The organism is Actinomadura sp. WMMA1423 (assembly GCF_006547145.1).
Classification (GTDB): Bacteria; Actinomycetota; Actinomycetes; order Streptosporangiales; family Streptosporangiaceae; genus Spirillospora.
The window spans coordinates 722422-741921 of the sequence record NZ_CP041244.1 but is presented as its reverse complement, the minus strand read 5'-3'; the positions used below and the strand labels follow the sequence as shown (position 1 = coordinate 741921).

Here is a 19500-nt window from a genome sequence, read left to right as displayed (position 1 = left end):
TGCTGGGGGGCGGGGGCGAGGCCACCGGTCCGTCCCTCCTGGGGGGTGGGGACGGGCCACCCTCGGCGCCCGCGCTGTGTGCGCGCGGGCGCCGAGGGCCAGAACGGCGGAACGGTGGACTGGGGGGTTTGACCGTTCCGCCCCGGCGGCGTTGGTGGCCATCCGGCCCGAGCGACGCTCCGCCGCCGCTGCCCGCCCGACCCCGGCCGTCACCGGGGCCGGGCGGGCCCTGACCTGGTCGCCCGCCACCCGCTCGGCGGGCGACCACCAGACCCGGGCAGCCGCCAGCCTCCGCGTGGTCACGCGGCTGCCCGGCCCGACCCGCCGGGGTCCCGCCCAATCCGAACCCGCCCTGCACGGGCGGGCCCCGGCGCCGACAACCCAAGGAAAGCGGTGACCATGCCTGCCCAGACCATCGAGCTCACCGACCGCCAGCGCCGGGCGCTGGCTGGCGGCAAGACGGTCCAGTGGGCCGCCGACGCGTTCGGTCTGCCCCGCCCGCAGCTCGTCGCGGCCATCGCCGCCGCGGGCCTGGTGATCGACCCGGCCACCGACCTCGTCCGTGCCCGCCGGGCCGCACCCACCCGTCCCACCAGAGAGGCCGCCATGTCCAGCGACACCCCGACCGTCCTGGACACCCTGCGCTCGGGCACTCCCATCCCGCAGGTCGCCGCCGACCACGGCTGGTCGGAGATGTCAGTCCGGGCACTGGTCAACGGCAAGAAGGGCTGGAGCATCGACCCCGCCGACGACTCCGTGCACATCGACGACGACACTCCCGCGCAAGTCGACGACAGCGACACCCCCGAAGACACCCCGACTACCTCCCCGCCACCCCGCAGCGGCAGCCCCACCAGCGAGCGAGACTCTGCACCGGCCGCGCCGACGCCCACCCCGGCCGAGACGATCGCCGGCGGAGTCGAGCAGCTCCTGGCCGCCGCCCGCGCATCCGGCGACAAGCGTCTCGAGCGCGCCGCCCTCAAGGCGCAGACCGCGATCGGTGTCGTGGTGGGCCTGTACGAGCCGTGGCTCGCCGAGCAAAAGGCCGCTGGGAAGCGCGCGCAGGAACTCGCCACCGCGGAGAAGGCCGCCGCGAAGCTCCGCGCCGAGCTGGAGGAAGCGCAGGCGAAGGTCGCCGCGCTGAAGGGCACCCCCGCCCGCACCACCTCGGGCCGCGCCCGCTCCCACGCCATCCGCACATGGGCGGCAAGGGAGGGCATCAAGGTCAACGAGCGCGGCCGCATCCCCGCCCACATCGTCGAGCGGTACGAGCGGGACCACGGAGGCGGCGATGTCCCGTAGGCATCGGCGTGCGCCAGCATGCCGGGCCTGCGGCCGCCCCGTGATCTTCGCGTTGACCGAGGCCGGCGCCCGCCAGCCCCTCGACCCCGAACCGCACCCCGACGGCAACGTCCTTGCCTTCAATGACGCGCTCGGTGTCTGGCGCGCCCGGTCCGTGGCCTCGGCCGACCCGGCCGCCCGGCACCCCCTTGAGAAGACCTTCATGCCGCACTTCGCGACCTGCAAGGGCCCGGCCCAGCAGGAACTGCCCGCGAACGTGACCCCCATTAGGAGGAACCGATGACCAGCTCGGAGGAGCAGCACGCTCGGCGCCTCGCCGGTGTCCACAACCAGGACGCCGTGGAGCGCATCGCCCGTCATCTGCATGCGAACGAGTCGCTGCACATGCACCAGCGCGTCGAGGACACCGACCCGTGCGAGTACTGCTGGCTGCGCGCAGGCAAGGCGATCCACGCGCTGCGGGCCGCCGGACTCCCGATCGTTCTCGGCCCCGACCCGGTGAAGGCCGACGAGCCGGTCAAGGTCGAGGCGCAGGTCCTGCACGAGCTGGAGGCGCTGGGGAGCTGCGGGGAACGCGCAGAAGTGCAGGGCTGGACGCTCGTCCACATCGGCTCACCCGGCGCGGACTGGACGAGGCGGCGGCTGGTGTTTCGTTCCCAGGACCGCCGGCACTACGGCGTCCGGTTCGACGCGTTCATGCACGCCGTCGCCGGGGCCCGGATCGTCTGCCATCCGGCCGTGCCGAAGCCGGTGGTGACGCAGACCGCCACCTACGAGCTCGCCGAGGCGGCGTCCCGGTGATCGCCCTGCGCAGGCTCACCCGCACCCGGCCGGAGCGCGCCGCCTTCGAGCTGGCCGAGATGCGGCGCAGGGTCACGCGGATGCGCCGCGAGGTCCAAGCCCTCCAGGTCGACGCGGACGCCCTGTACGGGGAGCCGGAGGACGCGTGGCGCGACCCGCAGGCGGTGGCCCATGGCTGACCTGCTGCCTACCGAGCCGATCTCCAAGCGCGACCAGACCGTCCTGGCGTTCCTGCGCGAGCATGCGGCCGTCCACGGCCACGCACCCACCGTGGTCCAGATCAGCGAGGGTGTCGGGGCCAGCACTCGCACCGTGGTCAAGGCCATCCGGTCGCTGGCCCTCCGAGGGCTGGTGAGGCACCACCCGCGCCGCCCCCGCGGCCTGGAGATCACGACGTCGAGCGGAGCGCCGCTGACGGCGCCGCATCCCCTCGTCGAGCAGCTCGTCAAGACGCGCGTGCACCGCGGTGTCCCCCTCCGCGAGATCGCCGCGCGGCTCGGCGTGTGCACGAGCACGGTCAACAACTACGAGCTCGGCCTCCGTCAGCCCACCCCGCAACGGCTGGAGCAGTGGGCCGCCGCGCTCGGACTCCGCCTCACCCTCACACCCACCAACCCCATGGAGAAGCCATGAGCATGTTCCGCCGCAACCAGCCCGACCCCGCCGCGCCGCCGCCTGCCCCGACCGGTTTGGGCGCCGCGATCTCGCTGGAGAAGGTCCAGCAGACCGCCCCGGCCCTCGTCTCCCTCTACAAGCAGGCCGGTGTCTCGCTGGAGAAGAGGGGCCTGACCGGGCAGCGCTCCGCCGTGTACCTGGTCCTCGACCGCTCCGGGTCCATGGCCCCCTACTACCGGGAGCGGCGCGGCCAGATCTCCCACATGCAGTACTTCGCCGAACAGACCCTCGGCCTGTCCGCCAACCTCGACGACGACGGCGTCGTCCCCCTGGTCTTCTTCGACAGCCAGTCCTTCCCGGTCGTCGAGATCTCCCTGACCGACTACCAGGGCCGCATCGGGGCCGAGCACGACCGCCTCGGGCGGATGGGCGGTACCGACTACGCGTCCGCGATGCGGACCGTCGTCGACCACTACCAGGAGTCCGGGGCGTCCACACCCGCGTTCGTGGTGTTCCAGACCGACGGCGCCACCTACAACGAGAACACCGTCAAGGACCTGCTGCGCGACTACTCGCACCTCCCGATCTTCTGGCAGTTCGTCGGGTTCGGACCAGCCGGCTCCCGCGAGTTCGCGTTCCTGCGCACCCTCGACAAGCTCCGCGGCCGCGCCGTCGACAACGCCGGGTTCTTCGAGGCCGGCACCGACCCGGCCGCGCTGTCGGACGCCGCGCTCTACGACCAGCTCATGGACGAGTACCCGACCTGGCTGGCCGCCGCGCGCGCGAAGGGCATCCTGCGGTGAACGAGCAGCAGCAGGACGACATCACCGCGATGCTGCCGCCCGTCCCCGACGAGCCGGAGCCGCGCTACGGCCACCACGCGCCCGCACCCCGCTGGCGCCTGACGCTCGACGACGCGTGCCGGTGGGTCGTCACCCACCGCGCCGCGTTCTGGAGCCTGGTCACCGCCGCGGCCGCGGCCGCGCTGGCCGGCGGATACCTCGCCGGTGCGCCCGCCGGAGCCGACCCACCGGCCCGACCGCCGGCGGCCGAGGTGTCCGAGGAGCCGACGCGGACCCTGGACGCTCCGCCCGCCGCCCCCGCGCCGACCCGGACCCGCACCCCGCAGGTGAAGCGTCCGGCGCCGGTGGTGCATCCCCGCCCGACCCGCACGAAGAAGACGGCCCCCACGCGGTCACCGTCGCCATCGTCGGCGAGCCCGTCGCAGTCTCCGTCGCCAACGGGGCGCCCGTCCGGGCCGAGTACCCCGCCCACCGATACCGGAACGCCGTCGGTCCCGCCGAAGACGCCGGAACCGCAGGCCCCCACGCGAGAGCAGGGGGCGTGATGGCCCGCAAGAGCAGCGCCGTCCTCACACAGGTCGCGCCGTCGGTGCCCGAGGGCCGGACCCGCTGCGGGCATACCGCCCCGACGATCGGCTGCCGCGCCTGCGAGGCCGCCCAGTCCCGCCGACGGCGCCCCGGCCGCCTGCGGGGCCGCGGCTGGACCAAGCCCGCCAGCAGGAAGAAGCGGCGCAACAGGAGGAAACCGTGACCGTGACAGACGAGGGGGCGCAGCTGCAGAACCTGCTCGGCCTGCCCGACGACGCGTTCCGCACGCTCATCGTGAGCAACCTCGACCGCACCGAGCAGCCCGCCATGTGGGATCTGCTGCTGTCGCCGCAGTTGGCGCGCCGCACTCACGGCGTGCTCGGGGCGGCGTTCCGGGACGTGGAGGACCAGCTCGCCGAGCGCCGCGCCGACATGGAGAGCTACCGGCAGGAATGCCACGTGGAGGGGGCTGCGGGCAAGGGCAAGTGGTTCGCTGCGCAGGGCGAGCACCAGGAGTGGCGGCGCCGCGCGATCGGGTACCGCCGCATCCTCAGCCGCCGTCTCGCCGAGGCCAAACACGCCGCCGGCAACGCGGCGGCGCCCGCCCGCCCGAAACCAGCCCTGCCCGTTCCGGCCCCGCCGAACCCGGCGCGCAAGGTCCGGCAGGTGACGTCGGTGTTCCGCCTCGCCTGGGTGATCTCCGAGCACCGCGCCGAGACCCTGCGGCAGGGAATCGTCCCCGACGAGCACGACGTCGAGCTGTGGCGCGCCCTTGACCTGATCGAGGTCGACACTCCCGACGGAGTCATCACCGTCACCGAGTTCCTCGACGCCATCACCTCCAAGCCCGGCTTCGAACCCCCGGACCAGCAGGCGGGAGGACGTTCGTGAGGGCACGCACGAAGGGCCGTTCCTGCACGGAGCGCGGAGGCCGGGCCCGATGACGGCGGTCCTGACCGTCCGCGCCGGCGGCTCCGTGGCGGGGTCGTGCGGGAAGTCCTGCTATGACGCCGAGTACAAGACCTGCCGCTGTGTCTGTGCAGGTGAGAACCACGGCGTCGGGTTCGAGCAGGCGGTCAGGAACGCGCAGGCCATGGCCGAGGAGTGGGTCTTGCGGGCCCGCGCGGACGGCTGGGCCATCGACACCTTCGAGCTGGGCCTCCCCGTCGTCCAGCACGCCCTGTTCTAGGAGACGCAATGCGGAAGAAGAAGGACAAGAGCCGTCGCTGGGAGTGGCTCGCCGACCTCACCGAACTGGCTGTCGAGCTGCTGGTCGGGTGGTGGCGTTGAACGGCCAGGGCACTTGCACCGGCTGCGGAGGCACCGGTGGGTGAGCCGCTGCCGATCGTGCGGGCGCTGCGAGCACGTCGCCGCGCACTCGGGCTGAGCGTGCGCGCCGCCGCCGCACGCGCCGGGTTGTCCGCTTGCGTGCCGGCGTCTTGGGAGCGAGGAGACCGGTGCCCGTCGCTGGAACGTGCCTGCGGCTACGCCGGGGTGCTCGGGCTGGAGCTGGCGCTGCTGCCGGGCGCTAGCGGGGTGCCGGTGCCGCTCGCCGCCTGCGCCCAGGACGACAGGCGGCTGCCGGTGCTGCGGCAGCTCCGCGCGACCCGCCTCGTCCGCGAGCTCCCGGTCGCGCAGGTCGCGGCAGCGGTGGGGGTGACGCGCCCGGCCGTGACGATGTGGGAGAACGGGGAGCGCCGCATCCAGCTCGACCAGGCCCACGGCTATGCGGACGCTCTCGGGCTGCTGCTCACGGTCGAGGAGATCTCGGCGTCGGTGACCGTGCTCGTCGAGGCTGGCGGCACCCCCAGCGCTGCGAGGCGCCGATGAGCGGTATCGGCAGGTGGGACAAACCATGCGTCCACTACTCCGACGCCGAGCAGCGCACCTGCGGGGCAACGCCGACTCGCCTGTTCATCCAGGGCCCCCGTTGCTTGGACCACACTCCGTCGGCCGAGCGAGGCCTGCCCGAGCCACCGGAGGGGCGGTGCGCGCCGGCGCGGTGCTACTGCGGGCGCCCGTCGTGCCCGGCGTTCGAGACCTACGGGCGTGACTCCTACGCCGCGCAGGGCGGCCTGGCGTGGCAGGCGGTGGACGCCCGCGCGGTCGCGTCCGGTAAGCGCCGCGCCTCACCCGGCGAGCAGGAGGCGGCGAAGCGGGCGGTGCAGGAGCAGAAGGACCGCGACGCCGCACACCGCCGCACCAGCCAGCCCCACCCGGAAGGAACGCCCGGATGACCCAGCTCGCCTGCTCTCCACCCTCCAGCGACGTCCACGAGTTGCGGCACGGCTACAACCTCGCCGACCTCGAACGCCTCGCATCGTTCTCCACCCGGCGTCTCTACGGCATCACCACCGATCCCCGCGACCGCTACGCCATCGCCTGGTCAGCGATCGCCGAACACCTCTACAGCGCCGACGAGCGCCCCACCCCCAACGAACTGATCATCACCGCGCAGAACGCCATCGCCCGGAACCTGCAGAAGGAGCTCCACCACCACGGCACCGCCAAGGACTACCGGCCGATGCCCAAGTACGCCATCTACTGGGAAACGGTCATCCGTCACACCCCCAGCCCCGAGGCCCGCATCGTCGACCAGGCGGCCCTGTGGCAGATCTGGCCCCAGCTCACCCCGGTCGAGCGGTCCGCCGTGCACGCTCTCGCTGCGCGTGGCACCCACCAGGCCGCCGCCGATGCCCTTGGCATCAGCTACAGCGCATTCGCGCAGCGGCTCACCGCCGCCCGCCGTCGTTTCCTGGCTCTGTGGCACGAGGGCGAGGAGCCGTCCTGGTTGTGGCGGATCGAACTCCGTGCCAACGCCGGTACGCAGAAGACGCCCGCGCATGTGGCCAAGAGGCGGCTCGACCGGTTCACCGAGCTGCACGAGCAGGGCTTGGTGCAGAAGGAGATTGCCGCGCGTATGGGGCTCAGCTACCGGACGGTGCAGCGGCTCGCGGCGCAGTACCGCGCGGAACGGGGGCTGTGATGCAGGACGAGCGCGCCCGGCACGAGGGCCTGGACGAGAACCTCGCCGCTGGCCTGCTGGTGGCGGTGCCGCAGCGCATGCAGGAGATCCGCGGCTGGACCCCCGAGCAGCGCGCGAACGACGCCGCGTGGGTGGTGGAGCTGATGCGCGCCGGGGCGGCCGGTGACGTGCTGCTGTACGGGGCGAAGGACGGCCGCCCGGCTGCGGCGTTCGCCGCTCTGGTCCGCGGGTTGGCGGCGCTGGCGTACGTGGAGGGCGGCGTCACCGTCGCCGGGCTGCACTGGTGCGCCGCGCGGCACATCGAGTGCCCGACCGGCCCTCAGTGGGCGCACCTGGACCAGGCCGCGCCGGGGTGAGCCCGGCACACGAACCTCACCAGGCGAGACAACGAGTTAGGAGACGGGATGGCGAGACGACGCAGGGCGCAGGAGTACTCGGCGGAGGAGTTCGACGCCGTGGTGGAGCTGCTGAAGACCGACGAGAAAGCGCGCCGGAACATCGAGGCGATCACCGGCAAGAGCCTGCGCGGCAAGACCCCGCGCGAGGTGTTCGACCTGTACCTGACGGTGCAGAAGGCGACCGAGGTGAAGGCCACGTTCGCCGCCTACGGCCGCGCCGGCGTCGTGCTCGACGAGGTCCGCCGCGAGGTCGAGGGCCGCTCTGCGGTGGAGGCGGACCTGGAGGCGGCCCGCAACGAGATCAAGGACTTGGAGACCGTGAACGGGTCTCTGAAGCGCGCACTCGAAGCCGAGCGCGTGAAGACGCAGAACGCGATCGCCGCGCCGGCGATGGCGGTCCATTCGGAGGGGACGGGACGATGAGTGCTACGGACGTGTTCGGGACCAAGTCGGACGTCGCGGTGTACGTGGTGCGGCTGCAGGTTCTCGACAAGCTGGTCGGTGGGGTCCCCTCGTCCCCGAGCGTGATCAAGGGCTGGCTGAAGACCCGCCTGGAGCTGGGGGACCGGGACCTGCAGGAGCTGGCGGACGCGACGCTGAAGGAGCGGTTCCCCGACCGGCAGCCGTCGGCGGACGAGCTGGCGCAGGCGGTGATGGAGTCGGGGGACGCGGAAGTGTCGGTCAACGGCTTCAAGCGCATCCCCGGCACGGGGGCGCTGGGGTACGAGGGGCGGTGCATGAAGGCCGCGCTGAAGGAGTGGGCCAACTCCGCCTACCCGGGCACGGACTTCCCCGGCAAGTCGAAGATCACCAAGGGGTTCCGGAAGGGGCTGATGTCCACCCTCGCCGAAAGGGTGTTCGTCCCCGAGGTGTACATCGACCTCGGGGTGACGGAGCCGCACGGGGTCGAGGAGCGCATCAAGCACGTGAAGACCCCGCAGGGGCCGCGTTCCTCGATCAACCGGGTCGAGTACGTGGAGCAGCCGCTTCTGGAGTTCACGGTCCGGGTCCACGACGACTTCCTGCCGATGGAGGCCTGGGGCCGGATTTGGGAGCGCGGCGAGGACATCGGGATCGGCGCGGACCGGGGCCGCTCGGACGGCAAGTTCGAGCTCCTCGCGTTCGACAAGCAGTAGCGTGACCGGGCCGCCCGGCACAGTCCGGGCGGCCTACCCGCGACGCCGCGAACCACGATGCGGCTAGCCAACACGACAGGCCCAGTCCCGCCCGCCCTGGTCAGACCCGGCCGTGCCGACAGCCCCAATCGCGCCACGCTTGGACCCCGCCGCACCGTGCCCGACGCGCCTCGCCGGTCCGTGCCTAACCCTCGCCTCGCCATGCCGACTTGTCATGACGTGCACCCGCCCCCATCGCGTCCCGCCCTCGCCTCCGGCGACAAGCCTTGCCGCGTCCCGCCGGCGCCTGTCCCCGCCGACCCGGGCCGTGCCACACCGACATGCCCCTTCTCGCCCGGCCCCGAACGGGCCATGCCAGACCGTGCCATGCCGTGCCCATCCGACGTGCCATGCCTCGCACCCGCCCGGCCTCAGCGACATGTCGAGCTATGCCAGGCCGCTTCGACTTGCCAACTCACGCCTTACCTCGCCGTGCCCGTTCGACAAGTCAGGCCCCGCCCCTGCTCGCCGCGCCGACTTGCCTTGCCTGGCCCCGCCCGTCCTCGCCACATAGCCACGACTCGCCATTTCTCGCCAAGTCTCGACCAAGCCTGCCCTTGCCGACTCGCCATGCCTGGTCCTTTCAGTCCGACATGTCCCTTCTCCTGCTTTCCCCGTCTGCCCGCTGCCGACAGGCCTAGCCCGGCCTCGCCAGACCGCGTCGACGTACCTAATCCGGCCTCGCCATCCCATGCCGACTCGCCAACCCAGGCCATGCCTTGCCGATCCTCGCCTGCCCTCGCCATGCCATACCAGATCGACAGCTCACGTCGACCCCAGCCGCACCTCGCCACACCGACATGCCTTGTCTGGCCCTGCCCGTCCTCGCCATGCCGCAACGACTTGCCTTGCCAGAACCAGCCTCGCCCTGCCATCCCGACTACCCATCCCGTCTCGTGCCCGCCCCTGAACCGACTAGCCGCGCCCTGCACGGGCCTCGCCAGAACGACAAGCCGGACCGCAGCAAGCCGGACCGCGCCGGAACGACTAGCCAGGCCTGGTCGCCGCTGACCGTCCCCGGCCTAGCCGACAGACCAGACCACATGAGGAAAAACGACGATCGGGGGATCGATGGGGGAGACGGACAGCACGAGCCGCGCTGGAGGGCGCGCGAGCAGGTCAGTCCTTGGCGGGGGGCTTCCGCTTGCCGCCGACCTTGCCGTGGATGATCCGCGAGACGTGCGCGACGTCGTACTCGTGGTCGATCAGGAACGTGATCTGCTTCGGCGTCTTGCCGCCGGCGGCGGCGGCCTTGATGGCTTCGTGCAGCTCGATCCGCGCCTGGGTGGCGCGCCGGTACCCGCGCACGGCCTTCTTCAGCCTGGTCTCCACGGAGTCCTCTCCCTCACTCACGGTGGCCATGCTCGCACGGAGAGGGAGTGCAGTCACGGCATGTCCTCGCTTCGGGGGCGTCGATCACAGCATCACCGAATGACCATACGCCATGACCTGACATCATGCTCCGAGATCGCTACAGTTGGTCATGTTCAATCTACGCAACGTGACTCTCAGCAGGTCGTAGCGACAGGAGGTCCAGCCCTCATATGACGGCTAGCCAGGCGCTGAGAGAGGTGGGAGGGCTGCGGATTGAGCGGGAAGCTCGTGGGCGACGTCATCGAGTGGCGTCGTACGCCTGCGGGCGCGGAGCTGTCGGACAAGGAGTTCGCCGTGCTCCTGACGATCGCGGACCGTGTCCTGGACGAGCGGGCCCGGGACATGCGCCGTTTCAAGAACGACGACTGCGACTTGTACGACCGGCTGTGCCAGGTAGCGAAGGTGTCCCCGCAGGGGCTCAAGAAGATCCTCCAGCGGCTCGCCGAGCGCGGGCTGGATGTCCGCGTGGTGTGGAAGCGGGACAAGAACGGCGATCCGGTGTACGCGGCCAAGGGGCACGCGATGGACTTCCGGCTGCCCGAACTGCCCGCGTTCGCGCGGATCGTGGCAGCCGAGGAGGTCGCGTGATCCCTGTGGACAACCCGGCGTCTCGGGCCTGTGGACAACCGGGCGCCCGCCAGTCCAAAGGGGGTGGGCTCCATACCCCCTTTGGACTAAGGGGGTGGGCCCTGTACCCCCTAACCGCTTCAAAGGGGGTGGGCTGTGTACCCCCTTAGGTCCTAAAGGGGGTGGGCCCCGTACCCCCCCAGACGTTTACAAGCACCTAAGAGATCAACTGCACCTCTTCAAACAACTGCACCAGACCCCGCTTCTGTCTCCGGTGGCTGAACTGGAAGGCGGCGAAGCGGGCCGAAGCCGATGTGGAAAAGCGAGATCTGATCGCCGTGAGCAGAGACCTCAGCGCGGAGCTGCGCGCCGCCCAGGCCGCCGCCGACGACGCCGACCGACGTCTCGCCGCAGCACGCGCCAGCGAACGCTCCGCCAGCCGCGCATACGACGCACGCCGTCGCCGCAACCCCAAGGGCATCCAAACCGAACGGGCGCGAAGCTCCTGGGCGCTCGCCCTCACCGAATGGATCACAGCCCTCGTCGCCCGCGAAGCCGCACGCGACCACATCCGGGCCGAACGACGCGGCGTCGACGAAACGGCAATGAACGCGCTGATGAGCAACGAGCAGCCGGTCTCGTACGAGGACGACCACGGGGCCGCGCCATAACCGACTGCCAGAAGGAACGAACGAACTTAAACGGACACAAACGCCTATAAAAGCCGTACGCCCCATGAGAACCCACCACCGTCAAAAAGGGACACAACGCATGAACGACGCCACACCCCAACCCACCACCGACACCCGACAGATCACCCTCACCGTGATCACCACAACCGGAGAAATGACCACCGCAACCGCCACCCTCCCCCTGCCCCAAGTCCACGACCTCGTGACCCGCGCCGAACAGATCGGGAAGGGCGACCAGCAGATCGTGCTGACCGTCCCGCGCCCCGGCATGACGCCACGCGTGGTGGTCCGGTCCCGCTCCGACGCCGACGCCGTGGCCGGCCTGGTGGCGGCGATGGGCGGCGACCTGTGACCGGAGAAGGGACCTGGCGGGGCGGGGATGGGGCTGGCAGCCCCGGATCCGATCACGGCGCCGCGAGCACCGCCGATCACGTATCGCGACAGGGCCGGGACGCTCCGGAGCCGTCACAGGCGATCTCAGCGCCGCGCGAGGCTCGGAACGCCGAGTCCGCGCACGCCATCGCGCCGGGGCAGGTGTACGAGTCCTGCCAGCCCACCTACCTCGTGGACGGCGAACCCGTCCGCACCCGGATCCGGGTCGTCGGTGACCCGGGCGACCGGTGGCTCCCCGGCTACAGCAAAGTCCAGGTCGTCACCCTCCTCGAGGACGGCCGCGGGGTCCGTGAGCGGTCGCTGGCCACGCGTCAGCTCTACGCGTCCGGGGTGACGGCGGCCGGGCTGGAGCGGCGGACCGGGTACCGGCTGGTCTCCGGGCCCGGAACGTCAGGGGCCGGGTCGTGAGCATCCTTGGCCGGACCTACCTCGACCCGGGCGACCGCCTCTCCGGCTACCGGCGCCCGCCCGAGCCCGTGACCGTCCTCGCGCAGTGGCGTGGCACCTCCCGCGCGCATCCGCCGGCGCCGTGCCCGTCCTGGCTGCACTGGCACGGTCGGGTGAAGGCGGGGCCGCGGAACGTCCTCGTGCGCCGGTCGGATGGTCGGCGCGACGTCATCCAGTTCCCGCGGCGCCTCCGCCGCCCACCCGAAGGAGAGCCCCGTGCCTGAGCGTTTCCGTAAGAAGCCCGTCGAGATCGAGGCCGTCCGCTGGGACGGCCACAACGAGATGGAGCTGATCGCCTTCACCGAGGGCGGTTTCACGGTGCTGCCGCCCACGCCCTACCCGCCGCATCTGGAGCACCTCCCGCCGCCCCCGAACACGGCGCAGGTGTACGACAAGCTGCACCACACCTGGGTCGGCGTCGAGACCGGCCAGTGGGTGATCCGGGGCATCAAGGGAGAGTTCTACCCGTGCGCGGATGACGTGTTCACCGAGACGTACGAGGAGGCCCGGTGAGCGACACACCCGCCACGCGCGCCTCAGACGCCCCCACAGCCGCGAACGGCCCCACGGGCGGGCATGGAGAAGGCGGGGCGGGCGCGGGGCCCACAGCGGCCCGCACGACGGCACGCAAAGAGATCACGATCGCGATCGACGACGGCGTCTACCTCAACCCCATCGCCACCGGACAGATCAGCCTCAGCGACGAACGCCAGGCGATGACCGACCTCGCCGCACTCCTCCGTGACGCCGCCAAGTCCGTAGAGGCAGAGCGCGACCGCGAGTTCCCAGACGAGGAGCCCGACCATGGCTGAGCCGACCACGCCCCGACCGCCGGTCCGCTGGAACGTGTGCCCCGACTGCCTCGGCCGCCACCCGGACGGCGCCGCATGCCTCGACGAACCCCTCGCCGACTGGGAGCGGAACCTGCTCGACCGCAAGGACCACGAGACCGAGCCGACCGAGCCCCGCCCCGATGCACCCCACGAGCGGTGCGGCGCGTCCAGCCGCATCGGGTTCCACTACCTCGTGCCCTACATCGGCCCCTGCGTCCTGCGCCGCGACCACGACGGGCCCGTCCACGAGGACGCCAACGGGACGCAGTGGACCGACCCGCGCCCGGCCAAGGCGGGCGACCTGGCCGCGCTGTGCCCGCCCGCTGGTGGCCTGCGCGAGCGGCTCACCGAAGCGCTCCAACAGGCCGACGCCTGGGCGCAACTGCTACCGGAGGACCGCGCACGGTTCGCCGACGCCGTGCTTCCCGTCGTAGAGGAGGTGCTCACCGAGGCCGAGCGGGACGCCCGCAGCCGCGTCGACCGGTGGCTGAAGCGCGCCCTCGCTGCCACGCTCATCGGCTTCGTGATCTGGGGAGTCGTAGGCATCGCGTGGTGGGTGATGGCATGACCGAGCCGACAACGGCCCGCACAGATCCTCTGCTGCCCGACGCCGAGCGCATCGCCGAGATGCGGCGCCGCAACGCGCGGGCAGCGTTCGAGCCCGACCTGCGCCTCCTGATCCAGATCAACGTGGAGGACGTGCCGCTCCTTCTGTACGCCGTCGAGCAGCTCGGCAAGTACGCCGACCAGGCCGAGGCCGCCGTCGAGCGCGTGCGCGAGGTGCTCGACGCCATGCGCAAGACCCCCGGAACCCGCGCATGGGCCGACCGCCTCGACACGGCCCTCACCGGAACCGCGCCCCGCCCCGGCCTCCGCGTGCACGAACTCCGCACCGCCCGGGGATGGACGCTCGCCGAACTCGGCAGGGCCGCCGGGCTGACCCGCGAGACCGTCCGCAACATCGAGACCGGCGACACGGCGCCGCTGCCCGAGAGCCTGGACGCCCTCGCCTCCGCGCTCGGCGTGCCCCGCGCCACACTCGAACCGCAGGCCACCGCCGCAGGCCCGCCGCGCATGGCCGAGCACGGCGTCGCCTACCTCACCGACACCGGCCGCTACGTCATCGCCGACCACGGCGGCTGGCTCACCGGCACCTACGCCACCGAAGACGCCGCACGCCTGGCCCTCACCGTCGACGACACCCAGCTCGTCGCGCTCCGCGACCGCATCAACCGCGACGCCGACCGCGGCATCACCGTCGCCGACCTCCGCCCCGCACTCGACCACACCCCGCCGAAGGAGTCCTGATGGACACCACAGCTCCGCGAGCACGACGGGCTTGGCAATGGCTCCTCGACCGCCCTACACCGACCGGGCCGCCCCCTCGCCGGATCGTCAGCCTCATATGGTTCCTGTTCGTCCTCGCGGCCGTGATGCTGCTCGAAACCGGAACCATTTCACCGGGGCCAGTCCTGGATGTGCTGGACATCCTCATGCTGGCCGCGATCGTCATCGGCCTCACCGTGGTCGTCCTCATGATCTGGCTGGCGCGACGAGACCAGGGGCCCACTGGCCGACCCGAGGAGCCGGACGAGGCCGAGCCCGATAAGGACCTGCCGCACATGTTCGCGCAGAACCTGGCTGAATTCAGAGAGAACCTCGCCCCGCTCGACGAAGCCGCGCGCGGCTACCGAACCCAGCTCATCGCCGACGGCTGGTCCGAAGACGCCGCCGAGAACATGGCGCTCGCCTTCTACGCCACCCAGATGAACATGCTCAACAAGGCGATCGAGGGAGCCGCCGATGCCTAGCAACCCCGATCTCCCGATGGCGATGCCGTCCCTGACCCACGCCGTCTGGTCCTGGCCCTGGACCCGGTACGCGCCCCGACGTCTCGCCCTCACCGCCCGAGCGTGCGGTCTCACCGTCGACACCGAGCACGACGGCGGATGGCTCCTCCGCCTCCACCTGATCACCGCGACCGGCCCCGACCGGGCCGTCCGCCGATACGACCGCGTGCTCCGGCGCCTCGCCCGCGGAGGAGCACCCGCACCGCGCCCACCGCGCGACCTGATCGACAAACTCCGTACCCAGGAGGCCAAGTGACCGCCACACCCAGGCGGTTTGTCTACGGTGCGCTGACCGCCGCAGCGGTCACCATCACCGCCAGCATCACGGCCACGCTCACCGCCGTCTTCCTCGGCGTAATCGTAGGAAGCGTCGCCGGTGTCCTGCTCGGAGCACCTGCCGTGCCACTGGGCCTCTGGGTAGGGTCGCGGGCTCGACGCCCCGATCGGCCGCCCACCCTGGCGCCAGATGTGGGCCCGGCCCTGGCCGCGCTCGAAGCCGCCAGCGAACAGCACCGCCACGACGATGCGCAGGCCTTCGCCGACCGCATCGCCGCTGCGGAATGCGATGCGCTCGGTCACGACCCCGGGCCGGACCACGGCCTCATCGAAGTGGTCGCCTGGGGCTTCACCGAACCCTTCGTGGCCGGGCCGCGCTGCCAAAGGTGCGGCCGCCGCCTCGACCCGGTGGAGGGGAACGAGAACGGCGCCGCTGACGTTCGCATGTCCAAGGAAGTCACGCATAGCGACAGGATGACTCCGGAAAGCGAAGGGGGGATTCGGTGAGCGACCAGGACACGCCCCCGCCTCGCGTCCGGAACGGCGGCGCCCACTGGTGCGACGAACACCAACGCTGGGAGTGCATCAAGAACCGCAAGCAATCACGCGGCGGAGGCCGCTGCCACAGCCCAGCAGTCACCGGCCTCGACCGCTGCCGCAACCACGCCGGCGTCACCCTCGAACTCGCCGAAGTCCAAGGCGCAGCCATGGACGCCTGGTCCGCCACCTACGGACAGCCCGCCGTCGACCCCGCCCAAGCCGTCATCGGCATGCTGAACCTGGCAGTTTTCCGCGCGAACTTCTACGCCGGCCTCCTCGAGGAGCAGGTCCTCCAAGCGCAGGAAGACCGCGAAGAGACAGGCGACCCCTACGGCAAGGGCGCGCCCCCAGTGGGAGAAGGCGCCGGCCTCATCGGCCACACCTACAGCGCCGACAAGGAACACGGGATCTTCGCATCCGGGGAAGCCATCCGCGGACTCGTGCTCCTCGAGGGACAGGAACGCGACCGGGTCGTGAAGTACGCGAAGGCCGCGCACGACATGGGCATCGCCGAACGCCACGTCCGCGTCGCCGAGCAGCAGGGCGAGCAGCTCGCGGGCGCCATCCGGCAGATCCTCGACGGCCTCAACCTCTCACCCGAGCAGCGGCAGGTCGTCCCGCAGCTCGTCCCGCCCGTCCTCCGCGCCCTCGCCCCCGGCAACCCCGCCGCCTGACCGAAAGGAACCCTGACTATGGGACAGTCCACCAACGCCGTGCTCGTCTACGGCTACAACCTCGGCGGCGGCGAGATCGACTGGCTCGTCGAGGAAGCCAATGGCAAGTACGGCGAACTCCAACTCGACTGGTTCGACGAAGAAGGCGACGACGACTTCATCGACGCCGCCGAGAAGCACCTCCTCAAGGCGGCCGGGTTCACCGAGACCTACGAAGACGGCCGTGACGGCTACTTCGGCCGCGAGCGCGCGGCCAAGAAGGCGCTCGGCGTCGAGTTCGAGACTTACTGCTCGGGTGACTACCCGATCTACACGATCGCCGCGCACGTGATCACCGTGCACCGAGGCGACTGCAAGCTCCTCAACCTCGACGAACTCGCCCGACTGCCCAGCGAGAACGGCTTGGACGACAAGCTCACCGCCGCGCTCCGCGCCCTCGGCCTCACACCCAAGCAGCCCGAGCCCGCGTGGCTCCTCGTCTCCTACTGGGGCTGACCATGCCCGACCACACCATCCCCGCCACCGCGGCCGCGCTCGACGACCGCGCCAGCGTCGGCGGCGGGTTCTGCCCGCTCTGCAAGGCGTGCGCCGACCACGGCATCGCCCACGCCTGCATCACCCAGCCCGGCCCCATCGACACCGTCCTGCTCGACCTCCCAACCGACGCCCTCGAGGGGCTGCTGGCTCGGCTCGCCGCACACCCAGCCCGGCCATTGAACGAACACGGCGAGCGCCGCGGCGTCGACCGCACCTGGTGCTGCTGCGGCTGCACCACCCCGAAGAAGGACGACCATGGCTGAGCGGATGTACCGGTACGTCGTCCCCGTCGACGACAAGCCCCACACGATCGAACTGGCGCCCGGCCGCGCCGCCGAATTGGGACCGCTCCACCTGTCCGCCACCGCCAGCGAGGTCGAGTTCTGGGCGCTGCACTCCGACGAGTACGCCCACCGGCCGCTCCCGTTCACCTTCCAGGTGTTCGGCACCGGGCAGCCCATCCCGCCCTGCGCACTGTGGCGGGGAACCGCGCCCCGCACCCGCGAGGGCCTCGTCTGGCACCTCTTCGAACTCCGGGACGCCGAGATCGAGCCCGGCGTCGCAGTGGTGCGCGGTGAGCGGTACGAGCTGACCGAAGGGACCGACGCAGCGAGCGCCGACCTGGGGATTCAACACGCCGCCTCGGCCGCGCTGGATGCCATGCGCGCCGGCGACCGCAGCGCAACCAACCGCGCCCTCAACCAGCTCCAGAACGACCACGGCATGGCAGGCATCACCACCGCCCTCATGCACTGGTGCGACGCCGCCCTGGAGGTCATGCCCGTCCGAGACGGCCCGGTCGGACTGTCATGGCTGGACACCGAAACCGGCCGGGTCCAGACCACCGACGCCGGTGTCCCGATCACAGAGCAGTGGGCGTGCCGACTCATCGCCGCGCGGGCCAATGGCGACCGCGACGCGTTCACCGCGCTGGTGAAGGCCGTCCCGGACGAGGCGATCCCGGCGCACGTCGGCGCGATGGTCCAGATGGCCGCGTGCATCATCCAGGAGGCGAACGGATGAAGCCGACCCTCTACATCTTCGACGAGGACCCCGGCCTCCTCCAGGCGCTCGACGACTACTGCGCCGAGTGCAGGGGCCGCGGCTGCACCAACTGCCTGCCCGCCAGACCCGTGTGGCAGCCCGCCGCCTCGGAGGTCGGGCTCGACCATGACGACCGCACGCCGCCGCTCGCGCCCGACCGCGTCCACGCCCTCGACCGGCAACCCGTGCCCGCCGGAGCGGCCGCCGCCGGTGGCTGCGACCCGATCCACCCGCCCGGATGGCTCATCAGCGCAGAGCCCGTCATCGACCGCGACCAGGCGGCCGCCGAGGTCCTCCGCATCCTCGCCGCGGCGCGAAAGGACTCGACCCGATGACGCTCACCGAGGACTCCGCCGACTGCCGCCGGTCCGGCTGCGGCCAGCCGCACGGCCCGCGGCAGGTCGTACTGGTCGGCCCGGACGGGACCGACCGGAAGCGCTGCGGACCGTACTGCGAGGAGCACACCCACACGCTGATGAGCAACCTCACGCCCACGTACACCGGCACCGGCGACCCCACGTACCGCGTCGAGACGATCCCGGCCGGGACACCCACCGAGAACGGAGCACGACATGCGTAAGATGCCGACGATCTTCATCCGGGACTGGGAGAACGACCGCTCCCGCGTCACCCGCGAACCCAACCCCGACTGCGCCTGGGTGTTCGCCGGCGAAGGCCGCGCGACGCGCAAGCTCGACGGGACGTGCACGCTGCTGGACGCAGGCGGTCGGTGGCACGGCCGCCGCGAGGTCAAGCCGGGCAAGACCCCGCCGCCGAACTTTTCTCTCGTGCAGGTCGATGACCGGACGGGGAAGCGGACGGGGTGGCTCCCGATCGAGGACACCTCGTACGCCAAGATCCACGCCGAGGCGCTTAACCCGGCCCTGTATGAGGACGGGCACCGGTTCGAGCCCGGCACCTACGAGCTGTGCGGCCCGAAGATCAACCGGAACCCTGAGGGGTTCGAGGCGCACGTCCTGATCCCGCACGGCGCGCACGACCTCGGAGACGTCCCGCTCGACTTCGACGGCCTCGCCCTTTGGCTCCTCGCCCGCCCGTACGAGGGGATCGTCTGGTGGCACCCAGACGGGCGCCACGCGAAGCTCAAGCGGACGGACATGCCTCCCGAGTTCGCGTCCAGCCCGGCGGCCACGGAAGCCGCGCGACAGCTCGTCGGCCAGCCGTACGAGTGGCAGAGCGAGCACGGCCCAGAGATAGTCGAGCTGGAGGCACCGTGAAGGTCTGGATCGCCACCTCCGGCAGCTACTCCGACTACCGGATCGAAGCCGTGTTCACCCGCCCGGAGGACGCCCGCGACTTCGAGCTCGGCGAGGACTTCGAGGAGTACGAGGTCCACGACGGGCCGCTGGAGGTGCGGGACTGGTGGACCCTGTGGTGGCACCCGCAGGGGCAGCACGGCCCCGACCCGGTCGTGACCTCCGACCGCCGGACCTTCGACGGGCACCCGAACTACGCCCGCCACGAGTGGGGCAAAACCGGCCGCCACGTGCCGTTCCTCCGCGTGGAGGGCTGGGACCGCGAGCGGGTCATGAAGGTGTTCAGCGAACAGCGCGCGCAGTGGGCCACCCGCAACGACATGGGGATCAAGCCGTGACCCCGAGAGCGCGCACCGTCCTGACCTGCGTCGGGTCAGGTTCCTTCACC

General features: G+C 71.4%; 37 protein-coding genes. 36 read left to right on the top strand and 1 reads right to left on the bottom strand.

The window, feature by feature from the left end; all coding sequences use genetic code 11:
* Positions 1 to 399 precede the first annotated feature (399 nt).
* From FKD65_RS03900 to FKD65_RS03825, 16 genes are all read left to right on the top strand, one after another.
* A complete protein-coding gene (locus tag FKD65_RS03900) occupies positions 400 to 1302 on the top strand; it encodes a histone-like nucleoid-structuring protein Lsr2 (RefSeq protein WP_168220943.1) in 903 nt (300 codons plus the stop codon).
* A 40-nt stretch (positions 1303 to 1342) separates the two neighbouring features.
* Positions 1343 to 1585, top strand: coding sequence for a hypothetical protein (locus FKD65_RS03895; RefSeq protein ID WP_141576185.1), 243 nt, complete (start codon positions 1343 to 1345; stop codon positions 1583 to 1585).
* Positions 1582 to 2103, top strand: coding sequence for a hypothetical protein (locus tag FKD65_RS03890; RefSeq protein ID WP_141576184.1), 522 nt, complete (start codon positions 1582 to 1584; stop codon positions 2101 to 2103). Before FKD65_RS03895 ends, FKD65_RS03890 begins: the two co-directional genes overlap by 4 nt.
* Positions 2100 to 2282: a hypothetical protein gene (locus tag FKD65_RS03885; RefSeq protein ID WP_141576183.1), complete on the top strand. Its 183-nt coding sequence runs from the start codon at positions 2100 to 2102 to the stop codon at positions 2280 to 2282. Before FKD65_RS03890 ends, FKD65_RS03885 begins: the two co-directional genes overlap by 4 nt.
* The gene (locus FKD65_RS03880; RefSeq protein WP_141576182.1) at positions 2275 to 2736 is read left to right on the top strand and encodes a helix-turn-helix domain-containing protein; all 462 of its coding nucleotides are present in this window, start codon (positions 2275 to 2277) and stop codon (positions 2734 to 2736) included. Before FKD65_RS03885 ends, FKD65_RS03880 begins: the two co-directional genes overlap by 8 nt.
* A complete protein-coding gene (locus tag FKD65_RS03875) occupies positions 2733 to 3521 on the top strand; it encodes a VWA domain-containing protein (protein ID WP_205718535.1) in 789 nt (262 codons plus the stop codon). The genes FKD65_RS03880 and FKD65_RS03875 overlap by 4 nt, the downstream gene beginning before the upstream one ends.
* The gene (locus FKD65_RS03870; RefSeq protein WP_141576181.1) at positions 3518 to 4066 is read left to right on the top strand and encodes a hypothetical protein; all 549 of its coding nucleotides are present in this window, start codon (positions 3518 to 3520) and stop codon (positions 4064 to 4066) included. Before FKD65_RS03875 ends, FKD65_RS03870 begins: the two co-directional genes overlap by 4 nt.
* Entirely contained in the window at positions 4066 to 4272 is a 207-nt protein-coding gene (locus tag FKD65_RS03865; protein ID WP_141576180.1) for a hypothetical protein, read from the top strand. The genes FKD65_RS03870 and FKD65_RS03865 overlap by 1 nt, the downstream gene beginning before the upstream one ends.
* Complete coding sequence (locus tag FKD65_RS03860) at positions 4269 to 4940, top strand: hypothetical protein (protein ID WP_141576179.1); 672 nt, start codon at positions 4269 to 4271, stop codon at positions 4938 to 4940. The genes FKD65_RS03865 and FKD65_RS03860 overlap by 4 nt, the downstream gene beginning before the upstream one ends.
* Before the next feature lie 49 nt (positions 4941 to 4989).
* Positions 4990 to 5238, top strand: coding sequence for a hypothetical protein (locus FKD65_RS03855; protein ID WP_141576178.1), 249 nt, complete (start codon positions 4990 to 4992; stop codon positions 5236 to 5238).
* A 137-nt stretch (positions 5239 to 5375) separates the two neighbouring features.
* Complete coding sequence (locus FKD65_RS03850) at positions 5376 to 5879, top strand: helix-turn-helix domain-containing protein (protein WP_141576177.1); 504 nt, start codon at positions 5376 to 5378, stop codon at positions 5877 to 5879.
* A gap of 104 nt (positions 5880 to 5983) precedes the next feature.
* The gene (locus FKD65_RS03845; RefSeq protein WP_141576176.1) at positions 5984 to 6286 is read left to right on the top strand and encodes a hypothetical protein; all 303 of its coding nucleotides are present in this window, start codon (positions 5984 to 5986) and stop codon (positions 6284 to 6286) included.
* Positions 6283 to 7035, top strand: a complete 753-nt coding sequence (locus tag FKD65_RS03840) for a hypothetical protein (RefSeq protein ID WP_141576175.1) — start codon at positions 6283 to 6285, stop codon at positions 7033 to 7035. Before FKD65_RS03845 ends, FKD65_RS03840 begins: the two co-directional genes overlap by 4 nt.
* A complete protein-coding gene (locus tag FKD65_RS03835) occupies positions 7035 to 7391 on the top strand; it encodes a hypothetical protein (protein WP_141576174.1) in 357 nt (118 codons plus the stop codon). Before FKD65_RS03840 ends, FKD65_RS03835 begins: the two co-directional genes overlap by 1 nt.
* A 48-nt stretch (positions 7392 to 7439) precedes the next feature.
* The gene (locus FKD65_RS03830; RefSeq protein ID WP_141576173.1) at positions 7440 to 7856 is read left to right on the top strand and encodes a hypothetical protein; all 417 of its coding nucleotides are present in this window, start codon (positions 7440 to 7442) and stop codon (positions 7854 to 7856) included.
* Positions 7853 to 8569: a hypothetical protein gene (locus tag FKD65_RS03825; RefSeq protein ID WP_141576172.1), complete on the top strand. Its 717-nt coding sequence runs from the start codon at positions 7853 to 7855 to the stop codon at positions 8567 to 8569. Before FKD65_RS03830 ends, FKD65_RS03825 begins: the two co-directional genes overlap by 4 nt.
* Before the next feature lie 1158 nt (positions 8570 to 9727).
* On the opposite strand, the gene FKD65_RS03820 is transcribed toward FKD65_RS03825, so the two are convergent.
* Entirely contained in the window at positions 9728 to 9961 is a 234-nt protein-coding gene (locus FKD65_RS03820) for a hypothetical protein (RefSeq protein WP_141576171.1), read from the bottom strand.
* Between the two features lie 234 nt (positions 9962 to 10195).
* On the opposite strand from FKD65_RS03820, the gene FKD65_RS03815 reads away from it, so the two are divergent.
* From FKD65_RS03815 to FKD65_RS03725, 20 genes are all read left to right on the top strand, one after another.
* Complete coding sequence (locus FKD65_RS03815) at positions 10196 to 10570, top strand: hypothetical protein (protein WP_141576170.1); 375 nt, start codon at positions 10196 to 10198, stop codon at positions 10568 to 10570.
* A 293-nt stretch (positions 10571 to 10863) separates the two neighbouring features.
* Positions 10864 to 11220, top strand: a complete 357-nt coding sequence (locus tag FKD65_RS03810) for a hypothetical protein (protein WP_141576169.1) — start codon at positions 10864 to 10866, stop codon at positions 11218 to 11220.
* 100 nt (positions 11221 to 11320) lie between these two features.
* Positions 11321 to 11593: a hypothetical protein gene (locus tag FKD65_RS03805; RefSeq protein WP_141576168.1), complete on the top strand. Its 273-nt coding sequence runs from the start codon at positions 11321 to 11323 to the stop codon at positions 11591 to 11593.
* A 182-nt stretch (positions 11594 to 11775) separates the two neighbouring features.
* The gene (locus FKD65_RS03800; protein ID WP_141576167.1) at positions 11776 to 12042 is read left to right on the top strand and encodes a hypothetical protein; all 267 of its coding nucleotides are present in this window, start codon (positions 11776 to 11778) and stop codon (positions 12040 to 12042) included.
* A complete protein-coding gene (locus FKD65_RS03795) occupies positions 12039 to 12305 on the top strand; it encodes a hypothetical protein (protein WP_141576166.1) in 267 nt (88 codons plus the stop codon). Before FKD65_RS03800 ends, FKD65_RS03795 begins: the two co-directional genes overlap by 4 nt.
* A complete protein-coding gene (locus FKD65_RS03790) occupies positions 12298 to 12594 on the top strand; it encodes a hypothetical protein (RefSeq protein ID WP_141576165.1) in 297 nt (98 codons plus the stop codon). The genes FKD65_RS03795 and FKD65_RS03790 overlap by 8 nt, the downstream gene beginning before the upstream one ends.
* Positions 12591 to 12893, top strand: coding sequence for a hypothetical protein (locus FKD65_RS03785; RefSeq protein ID WP_141576164.1), 303 nt, complete (start codon positions 12591 to 12593; stop codon positions 12891 to 12893). The genes FKD65_RS03790 and FKD65_RS03785 overlap by 4 nt, the downstream gene beginning before the upstream one ends.
* Positions 12886 to 13482, top strand: a complete 597-nt coding sequence (locus FKD65_RS44000) for a hypothetical protein (RefSeq protein WP_168220942.1) — start codon at positions 12886 to 12888, stop codon at positions 13480 to 13482. Before FKD65_RS03785 ends, FKD65_RS44000 begins: the two co-directional genes overlap by 8 nt.
* The gene (locus FKD65_RS43995; RefSeq protein ID WP_168220941.1) at positions 13479 to 14222 is read left to right on the top strand and encodes a helix-turn-helix domain-containing protein; all 744 of its coding nucleotides are present in this window, start codon (positions 13479 to 13481) and stop codon (positions 14220 to 14222) included. Before FKD65_RS44000 ends, FKD65_RS43995 begins: the two co-directional genes overlap by 4 nt.
* Positions 14222 to 14725: a hypothetical protein gene (locus FKD65_RS03775; RefSeq protein ID WP_141576162.1), complete on the top strand. Its 504-nt coding sequence runs from the start codon at positions 14222 to 14224 to the stop codon at positions 14723 to 14725. The genes FKD65_RS43995 and FKD65_RS03775 overlap by 1 nt, the downstream gene beginning before the upstream one ends.
* Positions 14718 to 15020 carry a hypothetical protein gene (locus tag FKD65_RS03770; protein ID WP_141576161.1) on the top strand — a complete coding sequence of 101 codons (303 nt, stop codon included), beginning with the start codon at positions 14718 to 14720 and terminating at the stop codon, positions 15018 to 15020. Before FKD65_RS03775 ends, FKD65_RS03770 begins: the two co-directional genes overlap by 8 nt.
* Complete coding sequence (locus FKD65_RS03765) at positions 15017 to 15547, top strand: hypothetical protein (RefSeq protein ID WP_141576160.1); 531 nt, start codon at positions 15017 to 15019, stop codon at positions 15545 to 15547. The genes FKD65_RS03770 and FKD65_RS03765 overlap by 4 nt, the downstream gene beginning before the upstream one ends.
* The gene (locus FKD65_RS03760) at positions 15544 to 16254 is read left to right on the top strand and encodes a hypothetical protein (RefSeq protein WP_141576159.1); all 711 of its coding nucleotides are present in this window, start codon (positions 15544 to 15546) and stop codon (positions 16252 to 16254) included. The genes FKD65_RS03765 and FKD65_RS03760 overlap by 4 nt, the downstream gene beginning before the upstream one ends.
* Positions 16255 to 16272: 18 nt before the next feature.
* Positions 16273 to 16749 carry a hypothetical protein gene (locus FKD65_RS03755; RefSeq protein WP_141576158.1) on the top strand — a complete coding sequence of 159 codons (477 nt, stop codon included), beginning with the start codon at positions 16273 to 16275 and terminating at the stop codon, positions 16747 to 16749.
* A 2-nt stretch (positions 16750 to 16751) separates the two neighbouring features.
* Positions 16752 to 17054 carry a hypothetical protein gene (locus FKD65_RS03750; protein ID WP_141576157.1) on the top strand — a complete coding sequence of 101 codons (303 nt, stop codon included), beginning with the start codon at positions 16752 to 16754 and terminating at the stop codon, positions 17052 to 17054.
* The gene (locus FKD65_RS03745; RefSeq protein WP_141576156.1) at positions 17047 to 17814 is read left to right on the top strand and encodes a hypothetical protein; all 768 of its coding nucleotides are present in this window, start codon (positions 17047 to 17049) and stop codon (positions 17812 to 17814) included. Before FKD65_RS03750 ends, FKD65_RS03745 begins: the two co-directional genes overlap by 8 nt.
* Positions 17811 to 18170: a hypothetical protein gene (locus FKD65_RS03740; RefSeq protein ID WP_141576155.1), complete on the top strand. Its 360-nt coding sequence runs from the start codon at positions 17811 to 17813 to the stop codon at positions 18168 to 18170. Before FKD65_RS03745 ends, FKD65_RS03740 begins: the two co-directional genes overlap by 4 nt.
* Positions 18167 to 18415 (top strand): hypothetical protein, encoded by a 249-nt coding sequence (locus tag FKD65_RS03735; RefSeq protein WP_141576154.1) that lies wholly within the window; start codon positions 18167 to 18169, stop codon positions 18413 to 18415. Before FKD65_RS03740 ends, FKD65_RS03735 begins: the two co-directional genes overlap by 4 nt.
* On the top strand, positions 18408 to 19073 hold the full coding sequence (locus FKD65_RS03730; RefSeq protein ID WP_168220940.1) for a DUF5565 family protein: 666 nt from the start codon (positions 18408 to 18410) through the stop codon (positions 19071 to 19073). Before FKD65_RS03735 ends, FKD65_RS03730 begins: the two co-directional genes overlap by 8 nt.
* Positions 19070 to 19450 (top strand): hypothetical protein, encoded by a 381-nt coding sequence (locus FKD65_RS03725; RefSeq protein WP_141576153.1) that lies wholly within the window; start codon positions 19070 to 19072, stop codon positions 19448 to 19450. The genes FKD65_RS03730 and FKD65_RS03725 overlap by 4 nt, the downstream gene beginning before the upstream one ends.
* Positions 19451 to 19500 lie beyond the last annotated feature (50 nt).

Coding starts and splice junctions, on each gene's coding strand:
- FKD65_RS03825 (WP_141576172.1), top strand. CDS start 7,853: ATGAGTGCTACGGACGTGTTCGGGACCAAGTCGGACGTCGCGGTGTAC.
- FKD65_RS43995 (WP_168220941.1), top strand. CDS start 13,479: ATGACCGAGCCGACAACGGCCCGCACAGATCCTCTGCTGCCCGACGCC.
- FKD65_RS03900 (WP_168220943.1), top strand. CDS start 400: ATGCCTGCCCAGACCATCGAGCTCACCGACCGCCAGCGCCGGGCGCTG.
- FKD65_RS03775 (WP_141576162.1), top strand. CDS start 14,222: ATGGACACCACAGCTCCGCGAGCACGACGGGCTTGGCAATGGCTCCTC.
- FKD65_RS03735 (WP_141576154.1), top strand. CDS start 18,167: ATGACGCTCACCGAGGACTCCGCCGACTGCCGCCGGTCCGGCTGCGGC.
- FKD65_RS44000 (WP_168220942.1), top strand. CDS start 12,886: ATGGCTGAGCCGACCACGCCCCGACCGCCGGTCCGCTGGAACGTGTGC.
- FKD65_RS03750 (WP_141576157.1), top strand. CDS start 16,752: ATGCCCGACCACACCATCCCCGCCACCGCGGCCGCGCTCGACGACCGC.
- FKD65_RS03880 (WP_141576182.1), top strand. CDS start 2,275: ATGGCTGACCTGCTGCCTACCGAGCCGATCTCCAAGCGCGACCAGACC.
- FKD65_RS03865 (WP_141576180.1), top strand. CDS start 4,066: ATGGCCCGCAAGAGCAGCGCCGTCCTCACACAGGTCGCGCCGTCGGTG.
- FKD65_RS03770 (WP_141576161.1), top strand. CDS start 14,718: ATGCCTAGCAACCCCGATCTCCCGATGGCGATGCCGTCCCTGACCCAC.
- FKD65_RS03805 (WP_141576168.1), top strand. CDS start 11,321: ATGAACGACGCCACACCCCAACCCACCACCGACACCCGACAGATCACC.
- FKD65_RS03730 (WP_168220940.1), top strand. CDS start 18,408: ATGCGTAAGATGCCGACGATCTTCATCCGGGACTGGGAGAACGACCGC.
- FKD65_RS03740 (WP_141576155.1), top strand. CDS start 17,811: ATGAAGCCGACCCTCTACATCTTCGACGAGGACCCCGGCCTCCTCCAG.
- FKD65_RS03835 (WP_141576174.1), top strand. CDS start 7,035: ATGCAGGACGAGCGCGCCCGGCACGAGGGCCTGGACGAGAACCTCGCC.
- FKD65_RS03830 (WP_141576173.1), top strand. CDS start 7,440: ATGGCGAGACGACGCAGGGCGCAGGAGTACTCGGCGGAGGAGTTCGAC.
- FKD65_RS03840 (WP_141576175.1), top strand. CDS start 6,283: ATGACCCAGCTCGCCTGCTCTCCACCCTCCAGCGACGTCCACGAGTTG.
- FKD65_RS03745 (WP_141576156.1), top strand. CDS start 17,047: ATGGCTGAGCGGATGTACCGGTACGTCGTCCCCGTCGACGACAAGCCC.
- FKD65_RS03890 (WP_141576184.1), top strand. CDS start 1,582: ATGACCAGCTCGGAGGAGCAGCACGCTCGGCGCCTCGCCGGTGTCCAC.
- FKD65_RS03855 (WP_141576178.1), top strand. CDS start 4,990: ATGACGGCGGTCCTGACCGTCCGCGCCGGCGGCTCCGTGGCGGGGTCG.
- FKD65_RS03755 (WP_141576158.1), top strand. CDS start 16,273: ATGGGACAGTCCACCAACGCCGTGCTCGTCTACGGCTACAACCTCGGC.
- FKD65_RS03875 (WP_205718535.1), top strand. CDS start 2,733: ATGAGCATGTTCCGCCGCAACCAGCCCGACCCCGCCGCGCCGCCGCCT.